The organism is Caulobacter sp. GW821-FHT12F03, from assembly GCF_058806855.1.
The window spans coordinates 52,512-71,709 of the sequence record NZ_JBXAQC010000008.1 but is presented as its reverse complement, the minus strand read 5'-3'; the positions used below and the strand labels follow the sequence as shown (position 1 = coordinate 71,709).

Sequence of the window (19,198 nt, the reverse complement as noted above, 5' to 3'; positions counted from 1 at the left end):
GATGTCCCGACCTTATACGTCCCCGGAGTCCCGCTCATGACGCGTGCATTTTCTTCCGCAACGGTCCAGACTCCCGTTCGTCGAACCCGGGGAGGACAACGACAATGGATCTGCCGATCACATCCGCGCTGACGGGCGCCGCCGCCATCTTTCTGGTGCTGCTCAGCCTGCCGGTCGCGCTGCGCCGACGCGCGACGAAGACCAGCTTCGGCGACGGCGGGGACGAGGCCTTCAACCGCAAGATCCGCGCCCAGGCCAACTTCATCGAGTATGCGCCGCTGGCCATCATCGCCATCGGTCTGATCGAGATGGGCGGAGCGTCGCAGCCGGTCGTCTGCGGCCTGGCCGCGACCCTGGCCGCCGCGCGGGTGCTGCACGCCGCCGGCCTGTGGACCAACATACTGATCGGCCGGGCGCTGGGCGCCCTGCTGACCTTCGCGGTGCTGGCCACCGCGGGCGTGATCCTGATCCGGTCGCAGCTGGGCTAGGCGCGCAGCCGCACCCGGATCTTCGCCGACAACCCCGGTCGCAGGCGTTTCACGTCCGGCTGGCCGGGGTCGAACACCAGCCGCACCGGAATGCGCTGGACGATCTTGGTGAAATTGCCCGAGCCCGGTTCGAACGGCAGCAGGGCGAATTCCGAGCCCGACCCCGGCGCGACGCTGTCGACATGCGCCCGGAGCACCACGCCGGGCAGGGCGTCGACCCGCACCTCGGCGCGCTGGCCCGGCAGCATGCGCGCCGTCTGGGTCTCCTTGAAGTTGGCCGTGATGTAGACCGCGCGACCGGGCACCAGGGTCAGCAGGCGCGTGCCGGGATGCACATAGTCGCCGATCTGGGCCTGGCGGTCGGTGACGATGCCGGCGGCAGGCGCCCGGATCACCGAGGCCGTTTCATCCTGCAGTGTCAGATCAAGCGCCGCGGCGGCCTTCGCCCGGGCCGCGCGCGCCTGCCCGATGGCGGCCAGCAGCTCGGCCCGGCGACTGCCGGTCACGGCGGCCTGGTCGCGGCGGACCGTCAGCGTCGCGCGGGCCCGCGCGGCCTCGGCCGTAGCCCCGACAGACTCGGCGCGCACGCGCTCGGCGTCCCGGCGCGGGACCATCCCCGTGCTGACCAGTTGTTCGTACCGCCGCCAGTCGGCCCGGGCGCGCTCGGCCTGGGCGTCGGCGGCGGCGATCATGGTGGCGGCCTCTCGGCTCGACGAGGCGGCCAGCGCCTCCTCCGCCGACAGACGGGTCAGGGCCGCTTCGGCCGCCGCCACCGACGCATCCGCGGCGGCGAGATCCGCGCGCGCGGCGGCGACGCGGGCGGCGTATTCCTGGGCGTCGAGACGGATCAGCGGCTGGCCGGCGACGACCGTCTGGTTCTCGGCGACCAGCACCTCGGCCACCAGGCCGCGCACCTTCGGCGCGACATTGGTGCTGTCGGTCTTGAGATAGGCGTTGTCGGTGCTCTCCCAGGCCTTGGCCGACCGCAGCCAGACGATGCCTGCGCCGCCGACCACGACAGCCAGGGCCAGCACGATCAGCACCCGCAGCCGTCCGGCGCCGGCCCTGGGGGGAGAGGAGGCCGTCGCGTCGCTCATCGGTCGAACACCAGGCAGGTGGTCGTGGCGCTGGCGTAGACCCGGCCCGCGAGATCCACCAGATTGGCCTCGGCGAAGGCGGCCCGCCGGCCCAGGTGCGTGACCCGGCCCTCAGCCCGCACCGGTCCGGTCTTGCTGGTCACCGCGCGGTGATAGGCCACCTTCAATTCCAGCGTCGTGTAGCCCTGCCCCGCCGGCAGTTTGGCGTGGACAGCGCAGCCGACAGCGGAGTCGAGGAGCGATGCGATCCAGCCGCCGTGCACCGTGCCGATCGGGTTGTAGTGACGTTCATCCGGCGTGCCGCCGAGGATCACCCGGTCGCCGATCAGCTCGACGTGATCGAAGTCGAGCGTCGCCGGGAGGCCGGTCGGCGGGCCGCCATGGGCGAAGATGGCCTGGATCTGCTCCAGGCCGGTCATGTCGGCGAGCGGCCTGGCCGGCGCCTGGGCCTGCACGGCTTGGGTCATGGGGGATGTCCTTTCGGGGCGGAAAGTTCGGGGGTTCAGGCGCCGATGCGCGCCCTGAGATTTCGGCGGGCCGCCTCGAGCGTCCGGCCGGACGCCGGCTGGTCGCCGAGCGCGCGGGCCACCAGCACCGCGCCCATCATCTCGGCGAACAGCGAGGCGGCGAGCGTCGCGCGGGCCTCGGCGTCATCGCCGGGCAGGCGCTCGGCCATGGCCCCGAGCAGACGCTCGAGACTGGCCCGGAAGACCACCCCGGCGGCCGAGTCGGAGCGGGCGAAGTCCCCGCCGAGCGCCGCGATCGGGCAGCCGGTGTCGATCCGGTCACGGTGGGCCTCGGAGACATAGAGATCGATGTAGCGCGCCAGCCCCTCGACGCCCGGCTGATCCTTCGTCGCCCGGGCCCACAGCGCCCGTCCGTCCTTGAAGGCCTCTTCCACGGCGGCGGCGAGCAGGTCGTCCTTGGACTTGAAGTGGGCGTAGAAGCCGCCGTGCGTCAGACCGGCCTCGGCCATCACCTCCGACACGCCCAGCCGCTCGGGACCCTTCGCGCGCAACGCGCGGGCGGCAATGGCGAGAACCCGCTCCCGCGTCTCCTGCTTGTGCGTCCCGCTGTAGCGCATTGCCTCGGCTCCGTTTATATGATGATGATAATATAATGATCCGGCATTGCAAGAGCCCGCTGTGAGCGACACCCCCGCGACCACCCCCGCCAACGCGGCCAGCCTGCCGGACAGAACCAAACTGCTGGTCTTCGGTCTGATGGCGTTCGGTCAGTTCATGGCCCTGCTCGACATCCAGATCGTCGCCGGCTCGCTCAACGCCATCCAGGCCGGCCTTTCGGCCGGTCCCGACGAGATCGCCTGGGTCCAGACCGCCTATCTGATGGCCGAGATCGTCATGATCCCGCTGGCCGCCTTCCTGTCACAGGCGGTTTCGACGCGCTGGCTGTTCACCGCCTCAGCGGCGCTGTTCACCCTGTCGAGCCTGATGTGCGGCTTCGCGTGGGACATAGACTCGATGATCGTGTTCCGCGCCCTGCAGGGCTTTGTCGGCGGCGCCATGGTGCCGCTGGTGTTCGCCACCGGCTTCACGATGTTCGAGGGGCCGAGGCGGGCGCTGGTGCCGGCCATCCTCGGCGTGGTCTCGACCCTCGCCCCGACGCTGGGCCCGACCGTCGGCGGGCTGATCACCGAGATCGCCGACTGGCGCTGGCTGTTCTTCATCAACATCATCCCCGGCCTGGCGATCACCGTCCTGCTGCCGATGCTCGGCAAGCTGGACGAGGCCGACCCCGCGATGCTGAGGCGGATCGACTGGACGCACGTCGGCTCGCTGGCCCTGTTTCTGGGCGCCTTCCAGTACATGCTCGAGGAGGGCCCGCGACATGAATGGTTCACCGACGTCAGCGTCTCGACCGCCGCCTGGCTGTCGTTCGTGGGGGCGGTGGTGTTCTTCGAGCGGTCGTTCTTCTCGCCCAACCCCGTCCTGCGGCTGACGCCGTTCCGCCGGCCGACCTTCGCCATGGCCTGCGCCCTGAACCTGGTGATCGGCTTCGGCCTGTACGGCGCAACCTACCTGACCCCGGTCTTCCTCGGCCGGATCGAGGGCTACTCCAGCCTGCAGATCGGGGTGACCGTGTTCGTCACCGGCATCTTCATGTTCCTGGGCGCGCCGATCGCCGCCCGGCTGTCGACCATCGTCGACCAGCGCATCGTCATCGCCGTGGGCTTCAGCCTGTTCGCCACGGGCCTGTGGATGATGAGCCAGATCACCGCAGACTGGGGCTTCTGGAACTTCTTCCTGCCGCAGGGCGTGCGCGGCTTCGCCACCCTGCTCTGCATCGTGCCGTCGGTCGGCATGGCGCTGAACGGCGTCGCCCCGACGGAGCTGCGCTACGCCTCGGGCCTGTTCAACCTGTCCCGCAACATGGGCGGCGCCGTCGGCATCGCCGTGACCACGACCTGGCTCGGGGATTTCGCCCGGCTCCACGCCCTGCGTCTCACCGAGGGCATGTCGGCCTCGCCCGAACGGTCGGAAGAGGTGTTCGCCCAGCTGGCGCGGATGTTCTCGGCGACCACGGCGGACGACGGCCATGCGGTGGCGCTGGTGCAGGGCGAGGTGGCGCGCGTGATCGGTCGCGAGGCGCTGACCCTGGCGTTCAACGACGTCTACAGGCTGATGGCCGGCCTGTTCCTCATCGGCCTGCTGCTGGTGCCGTTCGCGAAGGCGGCGCCGGTCAGCGCGCCGTCGCCGGACGCGCACTGACCCTATTGCGTGACGACGGCCCGCTTCATCGGCGCGAGCCTGGCCAGGAAGCGGTTCTGGATCGCGAAGGGGATGCCTTCCTTGTCCATGGCCAGCTGCAGGTGTTCGACGGAGGCGTTCATGTTGGCCGCCGTGGCGCCGATGTCGCGATGCGTCGCCACCATGTCGCGCCCCGTGTAGTGACAGGGCCCGCCCAGCAGGTAGCAGAACTGCTCGGACAGCACCCGCTGCAGCCGCACCCGGTCGAAGGGTTTGAAGATCTCCGCCGTGCGCGGGTCGCTGAAGGCGTGGTCGAGAAAGGCGGCGACAACGCGGTCGACGCCGGCCTGCCCGTGAAACGCCTGGAACATCGCGTCACCGGGGAACGGCGTAGCGCCCGCGTTGGCGTCGGACACGGTGTAGGGATCGCGAGGCTCCTCGCCCGGCATGGCCCAGGCCTCCTGGGCGAACGCCGGCGCGCCGGCGACCAGCAGCGCGGCCGCGACCGCGCTGAAAACGAAAGCCTTGGTCATCAGAACCCCGCCTGCAGGGAAACATAGAGGCCGCGCTGATCGCGGAAGGTGGCGATGTCGCCCAGGTCCACCCAGGCCGCGGTGACGGACAGGTTCTTGTTCACGGCCCAGGCCGCGAACAGGTCGACCCAGTCGTCTTCCTTCGCGAACGCCAGGTTGGACGGCTTGGAGCGGTATTCAGCGCCCAGGGCGAGCCGCTTCGTCGCCAGCCAGGCCACCGATCCTTCGAACTGCGCGCTGTAGTCGCCGCCGTTCGGGCCGCCGAAGCCAAGCAGGCCCGTCTGGTTGGCCCTGGTCATGCGGACCGCGCCGTTGAGCAGCAGGCTTCGGTCAAGCAGCAGCTTGGTCGCGGCGATGTAGTAATCCGTACCCGTATCGTCCTCGTCGCCGACCGCGGCGATAACGGGGCCGCGGTCATTGCGCTTGTACTGGGCGCCCACGGCGATCTGCGGCAACAGCCGGTCCTGGTCGTAGACGGCGTCGCCGAGCAGAACGACCTTCACGCCCCAGATGTCCTGGTTGAAGGTGTAGCCCTTCCCCAGGCCGAGGGCGGCGCCGGCGTCCTGGGTGTCAAAGGTCTGGCGGGCGTAGGACAGCTCGACCCTGTCGTTCAGGCCCACCGCCGCCCCCCAGCTCCGCAGCTCGAAGTCCGGCAGGGCGATGCCGGTGACATGGACATTGCCGCCCACCTCGCCCGCGGCGCCATAGCCCGTGGTGGTCGCCCAGGTGGCGATACCGCCCCCACCCGAGCCCTCGACCGTACTCACGCCGCCGGTAAGCAACAGCTTCCCCCCGGTCATCAGGTCATCGGCCGTCGCCGGCCCGGCGAACCCCAGCGTCAGCAGGCACGCGGCTACCCGAACTCTCATCCTGTCCCCCGCCTTGAAGCGCCTCGCGGCGTCATGTCCCGCGAGGGGTGACCCAGATTGGTTAACAGGAAATACCTCAGGGAAAACCCGGGGTTGAACCCGCCCGAAGCAAACTCCCCATTCCGGGGTTTACCCCAGCTTCATCGACAGGCTTCACCCTGCGGGGATGCGGATGACCCTCGCCGTCCTGTCGATCCTTCTCGCCCCGGCGCCGGCGCTGGCCGGCGACCTGGTCGTGACCGTGCGCGACGCCGCCGGTCGGCCGACGCCGAACGCCGTCGTGATGGTGCGGCCGGCCTCGGGCGTTCCGGCCAGCCCGATCCGGTTCCCGTGGCCCTACACCGTGGCCCAGCAGAACATCCAGTTCGATCCGTTCGTGCTCGTCGTGCCTGTCGGGGCGACGGTCGGTTTTCCCAACCGGGACAAGGTGCGGCATCACGTCTATTCCTTCTCCGCCGGCAACAAGTTCGAACTCAAGCTGTTCGGCCGGGACGAGAGCAGAAGCGTCGTCTTCAGGGCGCCGGGGGTGGCGGCCATCGGCTGCAACATCCACGACCAGATGGTCGGCTTCATCCGCGTGGTCGACACGCCCTGGGCGGTAAAGACCGGCCCCGACGGCGTCGCGACGCTGCGCGACATACCGCCCGGCGCGGCGACCGTGACCGTGTGGCACCCGTGGCTGCGGGCGCCCAAGGGGGAGGTGACACGCAAGGTCGTCACGACGGCCGGCGTGTCGCGCGACACCGTCACCGTGGAGCTGCGGACGCCCGCCGCCATGCCGGGCATGACCCATTGAGCCGCCCCGGACTCGCCTTCGCCAGCCTCAGGGCTCGCCTGACGGTGCTCTATGCCGGTCTGTTCGGCGTCGCCCTGCTGGTGACCGCCCTCGCCGTCTATGCCTCGGTCGGGGCCAACGCGCGACTGCAGGTCGAAGGTCAGCTCACCTCCGGGGCCGCGGTGTTCGACCGGGTCTGGGCCCTGAAGGCCAGCCAGCTGATGGACAGCGCCACCGTGTTGTCGCGCGATTTCGGATTTCGCGAGGCCGTGGCGACCAGCGACCGGCCGACCGTTGAATCGGCCCTCGAGAACCTGCGGGGCCGCCTAGGCATCGACCGCACCTTCCTTGTCGGCGCGGACGGATCGGTCACCGGCGCGGCCGGACTGACAGACAGCGCGGCCGCCGACCTGTGGTCCGCGCTCGACGCCGGCGCCGCGTCCGGCGTGCTGACCATCGCGGGAAAGCCCTACCAGGCCGTCGCCGCGCCGGTGATGGCGCCCCAGCTGACCGGCTGGGTGGTCTTCGCCGAACGTCTGGACGATCGCGAGCTGACCGCGCTCGAGAAGCTGTCATCCATTCCGCTGGACGCCGCCGTCCTGACCCACGCCGAAGGGCGCGGGTGGGCCGGCCCCGGAGCGGCGGAGGGGGATCGACCTGCGTTGTCGCGCCTGATCGACACAGCCCTCTCCGGGCCGGCGATCCGGCCTCACACCGTGCGGGGCGCCGACGGCAAGTCCATCGCCCTGGTCAAACCGCTGTCGACATTCGGCAAGGAGCGCACGGCCCTTGTGCTGCGCTACCCGCTCGCCAAGGCCATGGCCCCCTATCGCAGCCTGATGCTGGTGCTCGCGCTGACGGGACTCGCCGGCCTGGCCGTGCTGGCTGTCGGCAGCTGGCTGCTGGCCCGCTCGATCACTCGCCCCGTCTCTGCCCTCGACGCGGCGGCGCGCCGGCTGCAGCGGGGCGAGGACGCCGCCGTCGCCGTCGAGACCCAGGACGAGATCGGTCGCCTGGCCGCGAGCTTCAACGCCATGGCCGCCGGCATTCGGGAACGCGAGGGCCGCATCACCCACATGGCCCTGACCGATCAGGAAACCGACCTGCCAAATCGCCGCGCGCTGGAACAGCGCCTCGCGAACCGCGACCTCGCCGACGTCTGGGTCGCCGCTGTGAGCGTCGATCGCTTTCCGCAGGTGCGGGCGGCGATTGGCTACCGGCTGGCCGGCCTTCTGCTGCGGGAGCTGGGCCAGCGGGTCGATACGCTGCGCCCTGACGCCGCCTGCGCCCGCCTCTCCAGCGAGCGGATCGCGCTGCTGTTGACCGCGCCGGACGCCGAGGCCGCGACCCGCGAGCTGGACATCCTTCTGGACGCCCTGGCCCGCCCGGTGAAGACCGGCGGCGTCACCATCGACGTCAGCCTGACCGCCGGCCTGGCGCCCGCGCTCGATGACCACTCCGTACCCCCGGTGGAACGCGCCAGCGTGGCCCTCGACCAGGCCCGCGCCGCCCAGCGGCGGCTGGCCGTATTCGACGCAACGGCCTACGGCGACCCCGCCTCGAAGCTGTCGCTGATGAGCGAGATGCTCGAGGCTCTGCGGGACGGCTCGATCAGTCTGCACTACCAGCCCAAGCACGACATCCGCGCGGGCCGGATCACCGGCGCCGAGGCCCTGGTGCGCTGGGTCGACGCCGAGCGCGGCTTCGTGCCCCCCGATCTGTTCGTCGAACTGGCCGAGGAAACCGGCTACATCCGGGCCCTGACGCACTGGACACTGGAGCGGGCCATCGCCGACCAGGCGACACTGCGGGCGGCCGGTCAGGACCTGCTGATCTCGGTCAACCTGTCGGGACGTCTGGTGGCGGACGAGGATTTCGCCGACGAGATCATCGCCCTGGTCGCCGGCGCGGACTGTCGCCTGTGCCTCGAGATCACCGAGACGGCCGTCATCGGCAATCCCGCGCTCGCTCTGCAGATTATCGACCGATACCGCGCCGCCGGCCTGTCCGTGTCGATCGACGACTACGGTTCGGGTCTGTCGTCCCTGGCCTATCTGAAACAGATCCACGCCGACGAACTGAAGATCGACAAGACCTTTGTCATGAGCCTGGGGGTCAGCGCCCGCGACGCCCTGCTGGTCAAGTCGACCATCGACCTGGCGCACAGTCTGGGCCTGAAGATCGTCGCCGAAGGCGTCGAGACCGCGGAGGCCCTTGCGGTGCTGTCCGGGATGGGCTGCGACCTGGCGCAGGGCTACTTCATCGCCCGGCCCATGCCGCTGGAGCAGCTGCGGTCCTTCCTCTCGGACCAGGCGCCGCCGGCGCGGACCCGTCGCCGGGCCTAGGCCGGCGCCGACTCCGGGTCGACGATGTCGGTCTCGTCGCCGGGACGGTGCAGCACGGCCGTCGCGCCGAGATCGCCGGTGACGTTGCCGATGGTGCGGAAGATGTCCGGCACGACCTCGACCGCCAGCAGGATCGGCAGCAGATCGATCGGCACGCCCAGCGCAAGGCAGATCGGCGCGACGCTGGCGAAAAACGAGATCTGGCCCGGCAGGCCGACCGATCCGACGCTGATGGCGAATGACACGGCGATCGCCGCCAGCATCTGCGGCAGGCTGGGGTGGACGCCGTAGATGTGCGCCACGAAGTAGCAGACCGCCAGGTTGGCCACCGGGCTGGTCAGGCGGAACACCGCCACCGCCAGCGGCAGGACCAGACCGCTGACCCGCGGCGGGATGCGCAGGTCGTCCTGCGCCCGCTCCAGCATGGCCGGCAGGCAGGCCAGCGAGGACTGGGTGCTGAAGGCCAGCACCTGCACCGGCGCCACGGCCCGGGCGAAGGCGCCGAGCGACACCGACCGGCTGAACGCCACGGCGATATAGGGGACGACCGCGATGCCGGCCGTGACCAGCGAGACCACGGCGACGTACTGCGCCAGCGCCCCGGCCGCGCCGAGGCCCGCCCGCAGCCCGACCCCGAGCGACAGGGCGAAGACGCCCAGCGGCGCGGCCCACAACACCCAGCGGACGATGATGATCATCGTCTCGGCCACGGCGCCGAACAGGGTGATCAGCGCCTGCTTGTGTCCCGCCGGCAGGCGGGTGGCGGCGAAGCCGAAGAACACGCCGAACACCACCAGCGGCAGGATGGCGTCCTCGGCGGCGGCCTTGATCGGATTGGACGGGGCGATCGACTTGAGCCAGTCGGCCAGCCCCGGCGCGACGACATTGGCCAGGTCCGCGCCGCCCGCGCCCGCGCGCAGGGCCGCCGCGCCCGCCGGGTCGACCGGCCACAGCGCCAGCAGCCCCTGGGTAGCCAGGGTGCTGTAGACGGCGGCGATCACCAGCAGCAAGGAGAACAGTCCGATCGCCCGGGCGGCCAGCCGTCCCGTCGCCGCCGCGTCCGCCACCGAGGCGATGCCGGTGACCAGCAGGCAGAACACCAGCGGCACGATGGTCATGCGCAGCAGGTTCAGCCACAGCCCCCCGATCGCCTCCACGGCGCCGGCCGCGTCGGTCAGGGCGGCGTTGCCCAGCGCGTGACAGGCCGCGCCGGCGACAAGGCCGAGGACCAGCGCGATCAGGACGCGCCCGGCTAGCGATCGAAACATGTCGGGTCTCCGGCTTTGGTCGGGCGTAACCCTAGATCAGCGGTCGGGATTTGGAAGGGGCCGCGCGCGATTGCGATCGACGGCGGCAAGGCCCTAGTCTCCGCCCATGCAAACGCCGCCGGACCTTCCCCGCCCCGCCCTGCTCGACGATCTGATCCCGGGCCGCACCGTCGACCTCGAACGGGCCGACGCGCTGAGGCACGGCCTCGACCTGTGGCGCGCCATCGGGTCCCGCGACGAACTGTGGCCGGGCATCCCCTCGGGCCCGTTCGGCGACGAGGCGGCGTTCCTCGACTGGCTGACCGACCGCATCGACCGCCCCGACCAGCGGGCCTTCGCCATCATCGACAAGACCGACGGCGGACGCGAGGCGGCGGGCCTGTTCTTCCTGCTGCAGGTCAAGCCGGACATGGGCACGACCGAGATCGGCCTGGTCTACGGCCCGACGCTCAGCCGCACGATCGCCGGCACGGAGGCGGTCTACCGGCTGATCGACTACGTCATGGGGACCAACGGCTATCGCCGCCTAGAATGGCGCTGCGGCCCGGACAATCCCGCGTCGATGCGCGCGGCGTCCCGCTACGGCTTCACCTACGAGGGCACGCTGCGCCAGACCTACTGGCTCAAGGGGCATAACTGGGACACCCGGGTCTACGCCATCCTCGACAGCGAATGGCCGGCCATCGCCGAACGCTTCCAGGCCTGGCTGGCGCCGGAGAATTTCGATGCGGAAGGCCGGCAGAGGCGGGCGCTGGGCGCGATCAGCTGAAGCCCGCGAACAGCACCGCCGCCTCGTCCCAGTGACCCAGCACCCGGTGGGCGCCGGCGCTGACCAGTCGGCCGGCCGAGGCGTCACTCATGTGGCCGCCGCCGGTGAAGCCCCAGACCGTCATCCCGGCCGCGCGGGCGGCGGTGACGCCGTTGACGCTGTCCTCGAGCACCAGGCAGCGCGACGGATCGACGCCCAGCGCTGAGGCGGCGTGCAGAAAGATGTCCGGATGGGGCTTCGCGCGGGCGACCAGGTCGGCGGAATAGACGTGCGGGTCGAAGGCGGGGAGCAGTCCGGTCAGCCGCAGCTTGTCCCACAGGTAGTCGGCGCCGGACGAGCTGGCCACGGCCCTGGGCAGGGTCAGTCTCGCCACCGCCGCCGCGCAGCCCTCGATCTCTGTCAGACGGTGCTCGCAGGCGGCCCAGCGCGGGCCGCGGGCCTCGCGCAGCCGGTCCTCCGGCAACGGCCGGCCGGTCCGCTCGCGGCAGTCGGCGTCGAGCGCCGCGTGATAGGCCGCGTCGTTCAGACCCATGAAGCGATGCAGGAAGTCGGCCGGCTCATAGACCAGGCCACAGTCGGCGAGCAGTTCGACCTCGATCTCGAGGGTGAGAATCTCGGAGTCGATCAGGACGCCGTCACAGTCGAAGATCACGGCGGCGGGCGTTTGCATGGTCCCGCATAACAAAAGGGCCTCCCGTGGCGGAAGGCCTTTGTCAGTCAACTCTGGTTGCGGTCTGTGAGCCGCTGTGTTCCGCCGGGCCGGCGACGGGGGAGGTTTCAGGCCCGGCGGAACGGCGCGGCGCGCCTCACAGGCCGACGACGCCGAGGTTGGCGGCGGCGATGACGAGAAACAGCGGCAGGGCGGCGAGCGCGAGCGTGGCGACGTTGCTGAAGTTGTGAGTGGCCTTGGTCATGTCTTTATCCCCTTGGGTCTGGTTGGCCGCGGAAGTCCGCGTCCGGTGTTCAGGGGTATAGGCAAGTGTTCGCGGCAACACCCGTTAAGTGTGCGTCATGACTTCGATTTAAGCATGTGACGGCGGTGTAAGATGATTACACGGCGGTAATGGTCGTAAAGGAGGGGCTAGGGATTAGGGACTAGGGATTAGTAGCGGGATTGGCGCGGCGCCGGCGGCGCGCTCCGGTCGAACTAGTCCCTAGCCCCTAATCCCTAGGCCCTCTCCGTGGGCGTCACCAGGAAGTGCCCACGCAGGGCGGCGATCGGGGCGGCGCGCTGGTCCTGCCAGGCCTCGACGTGGACGTTGGCGATGCGCCGGCCGACCTTCTTGATCTCGGCGCGGGCATAGGTCGTCAGCGGCCGGCCCGAGCGCAGGTATTCGATCGACACGTCGATGACGCGCGGCTGGCGCGCCTGGCCTTCCTTGACCAGCAGCTGGGCCAGCGCCGTCATTTCCATGAAGGCTCCCAGCACGCCGCCGTGGATGGCCGGCAGGACCGGGTTGCCGATCAGGTGCTGGCCGAACGGCAGGATGGCGGTCATCTCGTCGCCGGCCAGCTCGATGCGCAGGCCGAGGAAGCGGGCGTAGGGAATGCGCGCCAGCATGGCGTCGACGGACTCGACGGGATCGCTCATTTGGGCTTCCGGTCCTTGAGATTGGCGCCGAAGCCCCGTCCGCCGCTGGAATCCAGCATGAAGGCCGCCTGGGCCGCCGCGACCGGGTCCGACGGGTCGACGTCATAGGCCACCGCCCGCACGAAGGCGACCGAGCGGGTCACCTTGTAGCAGTGGGCCTTGGCGAAGATGTCCTTCCCCGGCTCGGCCGGCCGCATGTAGTCGATGCGCAGGTCGAGGGTGGCGATGGTCTTGAACTCGGTCAGGCCGGTGTGCACCGCCTGGCCGCAGGCGTGGTCGAGCAGGGCCGTGACCACGCCGCCGGCGATCACCCCGGTGTCGGGATCGCCGATCAGCTTCTCGTCATAGGGCACCCGCAGGGTGGCGCCGTCGGCGTCCAGCGAGATGGTTTCCATCTTCAGGGCTATGGCGTGCGGACTGCCCTGGTTCATGGCGTTGACGAAGTTGCGCATGGCGTCGAGATGATCACTCATGGCTCGGGTGTAGCCGCCGCGCGTTGTCATATCCAGATGCTGAAACCCGAAGCCCTGCTGCACCCGACGCCGGCCGGCCTCTATTGCCCGCCCGGCGACTTCCATATCGATCCCGTGCGCCCGGTCGCCCGGGCGATCATCACCCATGGCCATTCGGACCACGCGCGGGCCGGACACGATCATGTGGCCGCCACGCCCCAGACGCTGGACATCATGGCGACCCGCTATGGCGAGGCCTTCGCCGGCGCCGTCCGGCCGCTGGCCTATGGCGAGACCATCGCCCGCGACGGGGTCGAGATCACGCTGGTTCCGGCCGGCCATGTGCTGGGGTCGGCGCAGGTCGTCGTCCGCTGGAAGGGCATGACCGTGGTGGTCTCCGGCGACTACAAGCGGCGGCGCGATCCGACCTGCCCGCCGTTCGAGCCCGTGCCCTGCGACGTGTTCGTCACCGAGGCGACCTTCGGCCTGCCGGTGTTCCGCCATCCGGACGCGGCCGACGAGGTGGCGCGGCTGCTGAAGTCGCTGGAGCAGTTCCCCGAGCGGACCCACCTCGTGGGCGCCTATGCGCTCGGCAAGGCGCAGCGGGTCATCGCCCTGCTGCGCGAGGCCGGCCACGACCGGACGATCCATGTGCACGGCGCGATGGAGGGTCTGAACGCCCTCTACACCCGCCACGGCGTGGACCTCGGCCCGCTGGCCTCCGCCACGGGAGCGCCCGGAAATCTGGCCGGTGAGATCGTCATCTGCCCGCCCTCGGCCCTCGGCGACCGCTGGAGCCGGCGGTTCGCCGATCCTGTCAGCGCCTTCTGCTCGGGCTGGATGCGGGTGCGGGCCCGGGCCCGGCAGCGCGGCGTCGAGCTGCCGCTGGTGATCTCCGACCACGCCGACTGGGACGAGCTGACCGACACCCTCGCCGAGCTCAGCCCCGGCGAGGTGTGGATCACCCACGGCCGGGAAGAGGCGCTGCTGCGCTGGTGCGCGTTGCGTGACCAGCCTGCGCGGGCGCTGGCGCTGGTCGGTTACGCGGACGAGGACGAGGACTGACGTCCCTGCTGTAGCTTCGACACCACAGTCGTGGAGCCCGCGCCGCGCCCCCGGGGCAAAAATCCACAATCCGGGTAACGTCGTTCTGTTCCCGCCCGCCCGGGGATGACTAGGGTCTCGCCGAGATTTGGGGGGCGCCGCCGGAAGCACCGGCGCGTCCGGTATGCCTTGTGTTCAAGCACAGGAATGACATCGGCCCATGCCGGGCTGGCGCATTTCTGTTGTCTGGGCCGCGGGCGGGACGAGACGCCGACGCCGGCGTCACGAAGACAGGGGGATACCCATGAAGAGAGTGTTTTTCGCCACGACCGCCCTGGTCCTGGCCTCGGCCCCGTTCGCGGCGCACGCCCAGGACTGGACCGTCAAGGGTTCGGTCGGCGCGTCCCTCGGGACCACGTCGAACGTGTTGGCGGCCGCCGCCAATGAACAGAGCGACACCGTCTATGGCGCGGCCGGCAAGGTCACCCTGGCCACCAAGAGCGACGCCGGCAGCCTGTCGCTGTTCGGCAGCTTCGACCTGACCCACTACGCCGACAACGATGACGAGAACGCCGATGACTACGCGTTCGGCGCCAACGGCTCGCTGAAGATCGCCGGGGGCGACGTCTTCGCCGGCGCCAGCCACGCCCTGACCACCGAGGACCGCCACAAGGTCACGGCCCGCCGCGACACGAAGAGCCCGACCGAAAGCACCGTCGACAGCGTCAACTTCGGGATCAACACCAGGGTCGGCGGCATGGGCCTGACCGCCCGCGCCGACTATGTGACCAACGATTTCGAGGACGCCCGGCGCCGGGTCACCAACGCCGTGGTCGACCAGGACTTCCGCGATCGCGGGACCTGGACCGAAACCCTGCGCCTGACCGGCTCGCCCGACGCCGATGTGTCGTGGTTCGGCGAAGTGGTCGCCACCCAGATCGACTACGACCTGGTCCCGCCGGCCGTGCTGCACAACCGCGATTCGAAGACGGTTATCGTCGGCGGCGGCGTGACCTTCAACATGACCGATGAACTGACCGGCGAGATCAAGGCCGACTGGGGCTCCCGCTCGTTCGACAATCCCGCGTGGGACGACGAGACCGGCGTGCTGTTCAGCGGCGAGCTGACCTGGACCCCGAGCAAGGACACCACCGTTGTCCTGTCGGCCGCCCGCACCTGGGAAGAGACGACCGTGTCCTTCTCGCCGTTCTATGAGGCGACGGCGGTCGGCGTGCGCGTGACCCACAGCTACACGCCCGACTTCAAGGTCGGCGCCTATGTCAGCGAGGAGTGGGACGACCACCGCAACCGCGACCGCGAGGACACTACCGGCGCCGCCGGCGTGTCCGCCGCCTGGAAGGTGGCCCCCAACGCCGAGTTCACCGCCGCCTACGACTTCTCGACCCAGGACTCTTCGGGCATCCACCAGATCCCGGGCTATGACGACGGCCGCTTCACGGTCGGCTTCAAGGTCGGCTTCTAGTCACGAGACCGGGCCAGGGCCCCTGGATCGCCGGCTGCGGACCCCCGCGGCCGGCGATTTGCGTTTCGGCTCCCGCGCGCATGGACTGGCGCGGGCGGCGGCCGCGTGATTGTCTCGGCGTCAGGGGCCGCGCCGCGGCGACGCTGAACGCCAGACCATGACCCGCAAGGCCGCACGCAACTATCGCTCGCTGAACGCCGCCGAGATCGTCAGGACGGTGGGCAAGCTGGCCGACCGGATCTCCGAGCGGTTTCCCGACTCCGGCCTGACCGGGGCGGCCGCGCAGCTGCTGGACACCGCGCGCGACACCGCCCGGCGCGCGCATGGCCTGTCCCGCCCCTACCTGGTCCTGCGGACACTGGTCTTCCTCGTGGCGGCGGCCGGGATCGCCGGCTTCGTGCTGATCCTGAAGGATGTCGACTGGTCCGGCCTGGTGGAACACCGCGACGACCCGACCCTGTCCGGCACGCTGGAATCCAGCGTCAACCTGATCGTCCTGATGGGCGCCGGCCTGTGGTTCCTGCTGACCCTGGAGGAACGCTGGAAGCGGGCCCGCACCCAGACGGCCCTGCACGAACTGCGCTCGTTCGCCCACGTGGTCGACATGCACCAGCTGACCAAGGACCCGACGGTCCTGCTGGGCGGCGGCGGCTCCACCCCCTCCTCGCCGGAGCGGCGGATGACGCGCTTCGAGCTGACCCGCTATCTCGAATACTGCGCCGAGATGCTGGCCCTGACCGGCAAGCTGTCGGCCCTCTACGCCGGCGAGAGCCACGACCATGTGGTGATCGCCGCGGCCAGCGACGTCGAGAACCTCTGCACCGACCTCGGCCGCAAGATCTGGCAGAAGATCACCATCCTGGGCGAGCTGGCCGAGCGTTGACCGGCTCCCTCCCCATGAAGGGGAGGGAGGCAACCTGTCCGGCATGGACTACATTCCATCACCATGCGCGCCTTCGCCCATCTGCTGGACCGTCTCGCCTTCACCGCCTCGCGCAACGCGAAGCTGCGGCTGGTGCGCGACTTCCTGCGCGACACGCCCGACCCCGACCGGGGCTGGGCGCTGGCGGCGCTGACCGGCGGCCTGAGCTTCTCGGCCGCCAAGCCCGCCGCCATCCGCAAGGCCGTCGAGGCGCGCATGGACCCGGTGCTGTTCGGCTGGTCCTACGACTATGTCGGCGACCTGGCCGAGACCGTCGCCCTGGTCTGGCCGGCCCGGCCGGGCGCCAACCGCGAGCCTGAGCTGTCGGAAGTGGTCGAGGCGCTGCGCACGGCGACGCGGGCCGAGGTCCAGCCGCTGATCGAGCGCTGGCTCGATGCGCTCGATCCCGACGGACGCTGGGCGCTGCTCAAGCTGCTGACCGGCGGCCTGCGGGTCGGGGTCTCGGCCCGCCTGGCGCGGCAGGCCTGCGCCGACCTCGGCGGCGTGACGGTCGCCGAGATCGAGGAAGTCTGGCACGCGCTGGCCGCGCCCTACGACGACCTGTTCGCCTGGCTGGAGGGCCGCTCCGGGCCGCCGAGCGCGGACAATCCCGGCCGCTTCCGGCCGGTGATGCTGGCCCAGCCGATCGACGAGGCCGTCGACTTCGCCCGCCTCGACCCGGCCGATTACGCGGCCGAATGGAAGTGGGACGGCATCCGGGTCCAGGCGGTTCGCGAACGCGGTGAGGCGCGGCTCTACACCCGCACTGGCGACGACATCAGCCACACTTTTCCCGATGTGCTCGCGGCGATGAGCTTCGAGGGAGCGCTGGACGGCGAGCTGCTGGTCATGCGGGACGGACAGGTCGCCCCCTTCGGCGACCTGCAGCAGCGGCTGAACCGCAAGACCGTCGACGCGAAACTGCTGGCGGCGTTTCCCGCCGCGATCCGGGCCTACGACCTGTTGCTGGACGGCGAGGATGATCTTCGCGCGCTTTCCTTTGGGGAAAGACGAAAACGCCTCGAATCGTTCATTCTGGCGGCCAATAGCCCCCGAATTGACCTCTCGCCGCTACAACCGTTCGATACCTGGGAGACGCTGGCCGGCCTGCGCGCCGCGCCGCCGGACGGCGACCCGCGCATCGCCGAAGGGCTGATGCTCAAGCGCTGGGACAGCCCCTACGAGGCCGGGCGGCCGAAGGGGCCATGGTTCAAGTGGAAGCGTGACCCGCACCTGATCGACGCGGTGCTGATGTACGCCCAGCGGGGTCACGGCAAGCGATCGAGCTTCTACTCCGACTTCACCTTCGGCGTCTGGCGCGAGGACGCCAACGGCGACCAGGCCCTGACGCCGGTCGGCAAGGCCTACTTCGGCTTCACTGACGAGGAGCTGAAGCAGCTCGACAAGTTCGTGCGCGACAACACCATCGACCGGTTCGGTCCCGTCCGGTCGGTGACCGCCAACCGCGACTTCGGCCTGGTGCTGGAGGTGGCCTTCGAAGGCCTGCAGCGCTCGACCCGCCACAAGAGCGGCGTGGCCATGCGCTTCCCCCGCATCAGCCGCATCCGCTGGGACAAGCCGGCGCGGGAAGCGGATGAACTCGCCACGCTGGAGCGGATGCTCGACTAGCCGTTGAAGCCCTTCACCGCGTCGATGATCTGCTGCTGGGTCGCCGCGTCCATGTAGGGGTGCATCGGCAGGGCCAGGACCTTTTCGGCCAGGGCCTCGGTGACCGGCAGGCCGCCGGCGCCGCGCGGGAAGTGGGCGTAGGGCTCCTGCACATGCATCGGCACGGGGTAGTAGACCGCCGTGGGCACGCCCTGGGTCTTCAGGTGGGCGGCGAGCCCGTCGCGGTTGTCGTGCTCGATGACGTACTGGGCCCAGACCGACTGGCCGCCGTCTATGACCTTCGGCGTCGACAGGACGGAGCCCTTGAGGCCCTCGGCGTAGCGGTCGGCCACGACCTGCCGCATCGCGATCTCCTCGGCGAAGATGGCCAGTTTCTCGATCAGGATCGCCGCCTGGATCGAGTCGAGGCGCGAGTTCATGCCGACGCGGGCATTGAGGTACTTGGGGTCGTGGTCGAAGACCCGCCCGTTGAGGTCCTGGGCGACCGCCTTGCCGTGCACGCGGTAGCTGTCCATCAGGTCCCACAGGGCCTGGTCCTTCAGCAACACCGCCCCGCCGTCGCCGTAGCAGCCGAGCGGCTTGGCCGGGAAGAAGCTGGTGGTGGCCACGTCGGCCCAGTGGATCGGGTGATGGCCGTTCAGGGTGCAGCCGAAGCCCTGGGCGCTGTCGCTGACCAGCTTCAGGCCGTGTTTGTCACAGATCGCGCGCAGGGCCGGATAGTCGGCCGGCTGGCCGAACAGGTCGACGGCGATGACCACGGCGGGCTTCAGCCTGCCCTCGGCCTTCACCGCCGCGATGGCGGCCTCGAGCTTCGCCGGGTCGAGGTTGAAGGTGTCCGGCAGCACGTCGACGAACACCGGCGTGGCGTTGACCCACGGCACGACTTCCGGCGTGGCCGTGAAGGTGAAGGACGGACAGAAGACCGCGTCGCCCTCGCCGATGCCCCAGGCCATCAGCGGCAGGGCGATGGCGTCGGTGCCGTTGGCGCAGCTGAGGGCCAGCGGCGCCTGGCCGAAAGCGGCCAGCTCGGCCTCGAACTGGCGGACCTCCGGGCCCATGACGTAGCCGCCATGGTCGAGGACTTTGGCGATGGCCGCGTCGAGGCGGTCGCGGATGCGGCGCTGCTGCGCGGCGAGGTCGATGAAGGCGATGCTCATGGGGCGGCTCATAGCGGTGGACGGGCCGGGGTTCGACACAAACCCTGTAACCGGTTGTTGCGTTGCGG

Annotated in this window: 18 protein-coding genes and 1 pseudogene; 9 read left to right on the top strand and 10 right to left on the bottom strand. The window is 70.1% G+C overall.

Going from position 1 to position 19,198, the window contains the following annotated elements:
- Positions 1 to 104 precede the first annotated feature (104 nt).
- The gene (locus AC1RN0_RS16670) at positions 105 to 488 is read left to right on the top strand and encodes an MAPEG family protein (RefSeq protein ID WP_492788588.1); all 384 of its coding nucleotides are present in this window, start codon (positions 105 to 107) and stop codon (positions 486 to 488) included.
- Here the strand turns inward: AC1RN0_RS16670 and AC1RN0_RS16665 are convergent.
- Genes AC1RN0_RS16665 through AC1RN0_RS16655 form a run of 3 tightly spaced genes read right to left on the bottom strand, consistent with a single transcriptional unit; the run spans position 485 to position 2,669 of the window.
- A complete protein-coding gene (locus tag AC1RN0_RS16665; RefSeq protein WP_492788587.1) occupies positions 485 to 1,585 on the bottom strand; it encodes an HlyD family secretion protein in 1,101 nt (366 codons plus the stop codon). The two genes, AC1RN0_RS16670 and AC1RN0_RS16665, sit on opposite strands and share 4 nt — an antisense overlap.
- On the bottom strand, positions 1,582 to 2,052 hold the full coding sequence (locus AC1RN0_RS16660) for a PaaI family thioesterase (RefSeq protein ID WP_492788586.1): 471 nt from the start codon (positions 2,050 to 2,052) through the stop codon (positions 1,582 to 1,584). Before AC1RN0_RS16660 ends, AC1RN0_RS16665 begins: the two co-directional genes overlap by 4 nt.
- A 35-nt stretch (positions 2,053 to 2,087) precedes the next feature.
- A complete protein-coding gene (locus AC1RN0_RS16655; RefSeq protein ID WP_492788585.1) occupies positions 2,088 to 2,669 on the bottom strand; it encodes a TetR/AcrR family transcriptional regulator in 582 nt (193 codons plus the stop codon).
- A gap of 61 nt (positions 2,670 to 2,730) precedes the next feature.
- On the opposite strand from AC1RN0_RS16655, the gene AC1RN0_RS16650 reads away from it, so the two are divergent.
- Positions 2,731 to 4,314: a DHA2 family efflux MFS transporter permease subunit gene (locus AC1RN0_RS16650; RefSeq protein WP_492788584.1), complete on the top strand. Its 1,584-nt coding sequence runs from the start codon at positions 2,731 to 2,733 to the stop codon at positions 4,312 to 4,314.
- A gap of 2 nt (positions 4,315 to 4,316) precedes the next feature.
- Here the strand turns inward: AC1RN0_RS16650 and AC1RN0_RS16645 are convergent, their stop codons facing one another.
- Complete coding sequence (locus AC1RN0_RS16645; protein WP_492788583.1) at positions 4,317 to 4,826, bottom strand: group I truncated hemoglobin; 510 nt, start codon at positions 4,824 to 4,826, stop codon at positions 4,317 to 4,319.
- Positions 4,826 to 5,695, bottom strand: coding sequence for a DUF3034 family protein (locus AC1RN0_RS16640; RefSeq protein WP_492788582.1), 870 nt, complete (start codon positions 5,693 to 5,695; stop codon positions 4,826 to 4,828). The genes AC1RN0_RS16645 and AC1RN0_RS16640 overlap by 1 nt, the downstream gene beginning before the upstream one ends.
- A 172-nt stretch (positions 5,696 to 5,867) precedes the next feature.
- Between AC1RN0_RS16640 and AC1RN0_RS16635 the strand changes: the two genes are divergently transcribed.
- Together AC1RN0_RS16635 and AC1RN0_RS16630 are read left to right on the top strand one after the other, a co-directional pair.
- Positions 5,868 to 6,491 (top strand): cupredoxin domain-containing protein, encoded by a 624-nt coding sequence (locus AC1RN0_RS16635; protein ID WP_492788581.1) that lies wholly within the window; start codon positions 5,868 to 5,870, stop codon positions 6,489 to 6,491.
- Positions 6,488 to 8,815: a putative bifunctional diguanylate cyclase/phosphodiesterase gene (locus tag AC1RN0_RS16630; RefSeq protein WP_492788580.1), complete on the top strand. Its 2,328-nt coding sequence runs from the start codon at positions 6,488 to 6,490 to the stop codon at positions 8,813 to 8,815. Before AC1RN0_RS16635 ends, AC1RN0_RS16630 begins: the two co-directional genes overlap by 4 nt.
- On the opposite strand, the gene AC1RN0_RS16625 is transcribed toward AC1RN0_RS16630, so the two are convergent.
- The gene (locus tag AC1RN0_RS16625) at positions 8,812 to 10,083 is read right to left on the bottom strand and encodes a dicarboxylate/amino acid:cation symporter (RefSeq protein WP_492788579.1); all 1,272 of its coding nucleotides are present in this window, start codon (positions 10,081 to 10,083) and stop codon (positions 8,812 to 8,814) included. The genes AC1RN0_RS16630 and AC1RN0_RS16625 overlap by 4 nt on opposite strands.
- Before the next feature lie 106 nt (positions 10,084 to 10,189).
- Between AC1RN0_RS16625 and AC1RN0_RS16620 the strand changes: the two genes are divergently transcribed.
- Positions 10,190 to 10,852 carry a GNAT family N-acetyltransferase gene (locus tag AC1RN0_RS16620; protein WP_492788578.1) on the top strand — a complete coding sequence of 221 codons (663 nt, stop codon included), beginning with the start codon at positions 10,190 to 10,192 and terminating at the stop codon, positions 10,850 to 10,852.
- On the opposite strand, the gene AC1RN0_RS16615 is transcribed toward AC1RN0_RS16620, so the two are convergent.
- The 3 genes from AC1RN0_RS16615 to AC1RN0_RS16605 all read right to left on the bottom strand — a co-directional run bounded on the left by AC1RN0_RS16615 (position 10,845) and on the right by AC1RN0_RS16605 (position 12,916).
- A complete protein-coding gene (locus AC1RN0_RS16615; protein ID WP_492788577.1) occupies positions 10,845 to 11,522 on the bottom strand; it encodes an HAD family hydrolase in 678 nt (225 codons plus the stop codon). The genes AC1RN0_RS16620 and AC1RN0_RS16615 overlap by 8 nt on opposite strands.
- 498 nt (positions 11,523 to 12,020) lie before the next feature.
- Positions 12,021 to 12,443: a PaaI family thioesterase gene (locus AC1RN0_RS16610; RefSeq protein WP_492788576.1), complete on the bottom strand. Its 423-nt coding sequence runs from the start codon at positions 12,441 to 12,443 to the stop codon at positions 12,021 to 12,023.
- A complete protein-coding gene (locus AC1RN0_RS16605) occupies positions 12,440 to 12,916 on the bottom strand; it encodes a PaaI family thioesterase (protein ID WP_492788575.1) in 477 nt (158 codons plus the stop codon). Before AC1RN0_RS16605 ends, AC1RN0_RS16610 begins: the two co-directional genes overlap by 4 nt.
- A 23-nt stretch (positions 12,917 to 12,939) precedes the next feature.
- Here AC1RN0_RS16605 and AC1RN0_RS16600 point away from each other — a divergent pair.
- The 4 genes and pseudogenes from AC1RN0_RS16600 to AC1RN0_RS16585 all read left to right on the top strand — a co-directional run bounded on the left by AC1RN0_RS16600 (position 12,940) and on the right by AC1RN0_RS16585 (position 17,973).
- Positions 12,940 to 13,960, top strand: a pseudogene (locus tag AC1RN0_RS16600) (ligase-associated DNA damage response exonuclease).
- Between the two features lie 283 nt (positions 13,961 to 14,243).
- Positions 14,244 to 15,422, top strand: coding sequence for an outer membrane beta-barrel protein (locus AC1RN0_RS16595; RefSeq protein WP_492788574.1), 1,179 nt, complete (start codon positions 14,244 to 14,246; stop codon positions 15,420 to 15,422).
- A gap of 157 nt (positions 15,423 to 15,579) precedes the next feature.
- Entirely contained in the window at positions 15,580 to 16,305 is a 726-nt protein-coding gene (locus AC1RN0_RS16590) for a hypothetical protein (protein ID WP_492788573.1), read from the top strand.
- Between the two features lie 57 nt (positions 16,306 to 16,362).
- Entirely contained in the window at positions 16,363 to 17,973 is a 1,611-nt protein-coding gene (locus tag AC1RN0_RS16585; protein WP_492788695.1) for a cisplatin damage response ATP-dependent DNA ligase, read from the top strand.
- On the opposite strand, the gene AC1RN0_RS16580 is transcribed toward AC1RN0_RS16585, so the two are convergent.
- On the bottom strand, positions 17,970 to 19,130 hold the full coding sequence (locus AC1RN0_RS16580; protein WP_492788572.1) for a DegT/DnrJ/EryC1/StrS family aminotransferase: 1,161 nt from the start codon (positions 19,128 to 19,130) through the stop codon (positions 17,970 to 17,972). The genes AC1RN0_RS16585 and AC1RN0_RS16580 overlap by 4 nt on opposite strands.
- Positions 19,131 to 19,198: the final 68 nt, after the last annotated feature.

What these genes read in the sequence shown, in the direction of transcription:
- AC1RN0_RS16670 (WP_492788588.1), top strand. Translation starts at nt 105, where the DNA reads ATGGATCTGCCGATCACATCCGCGCTGACGGGCGCCGCCGCCATCTTT.
- AC1RN0_RS16665 (WP_492788587.1), bottom strand. Translation starts at nt 1,585, where the DNA reads ATGAGCGACGCGACGGCCTCCTCTCCCCCCAGGGCCGGCGCCGGACGG.
- AC1RN0_RS16660 (WP_492788586.1), bottom strand. Translation starts at nt 2,052, where the DNA reads ATGACCCAAGCCGTGCAGGCCCAGGCGCCGGCCAGGCCGCTCGCCGAC.
- AC1RN0_RS16655 (WP_492788585.1), bottom strand. Translation starts at nt 2,669, where the DNA reads ATGCGCTACAGCGGGACGCACAAGCAGGAGACGCGGGAGCGGGTTCTC.
- AC1RN0_RS16645 (WP_492788583.1), bottom strand. Translation starts at nt 4,826, where the DNA reads ATGACCAAGGCTTTCGTTTTCAGCGCGGTCGCGGCCGCGCTGCTGGTC.
- AC1RN0_RS16640 (WP_492788582.1), bottom strand. Translation starts at nt 5,695, where the DNA reads ATGAGAGTTCGGGTAGCCGCGTGCCTGCTGACGCTGGGGTTCGCCGGG.
- AC1RN0_RS16635 (WP_492788581.1), top strand. Translation starts at nt 5,868, where the DNA reads ATGACCCTCGCCGTCCTGTCGATCCTTCTCGCCCCGGCGCCGGCGCTG.
- AC1RN0_RS16625 (WP_492788579.1), bottom strand. Translation starts at nt 10,083, where the DNA reads ATGTTTCGATCGCTAGCCGGGCGCGTCCTGATCGCGCTGGTCCTCGGC.
- AC1RN0_RS16620 (WP_492788578.1), top strand. Translation starts at nt 10,190, where the DNA reads ATGCAAACGCCGCCGGACCTTCCCCGCCCCGCCCTGCTCGACGATCTG.
- AC1RN0_RS16615 (WP_492788577.1), bottom strand. Translation starts at nt 11,522, where the DNA reads ATGCAAACGCCCGCCGCCGTGATCTTCGACTGTGACGGCGTCCTGATC.
- AC1RN0_RS16610 (WP_492788576.1), bottom strand. Translation starts at nt 12,443, where the DNA reads ATGAGCGATCCCGTCGAGTCCGTCGACGCCATGCTGGCGCGCATTCCC.
- AC1RN0_RS16605 (WP_492788575.1), bottom strand. Translation starts at nt 12,916, where the DNA reads ATGAGTGATCATCTCGACGCCATGCGCAACTTCGTCAACGCCATGAAC.
- AC1RN0_RS16595 (WP_492788574.1), top strand. Translation starts at nt 14,244, where the DNA reads ATGAAGAGAGTGTTTTTCGCCACGACCGCCCTGGTCCTGGCCTCGGCC.
- AC1RN0_RS16590 (WP_492788573.1), top strand. Translation starts at nt 15,580, where the DNA reads ATGACCCGCAAGGCCGCACGCAACTATCGCTCGCTGAACGCCGCCGAG.
- AC1RN0_RS16580 (WP_492788572.1), bottom strand. Translation starts at nt 19,130, where the DNA reads ATGAGCATCGCCTTCATCGACCTCGCCGCGCAGCAGCGCCGCATCCGC.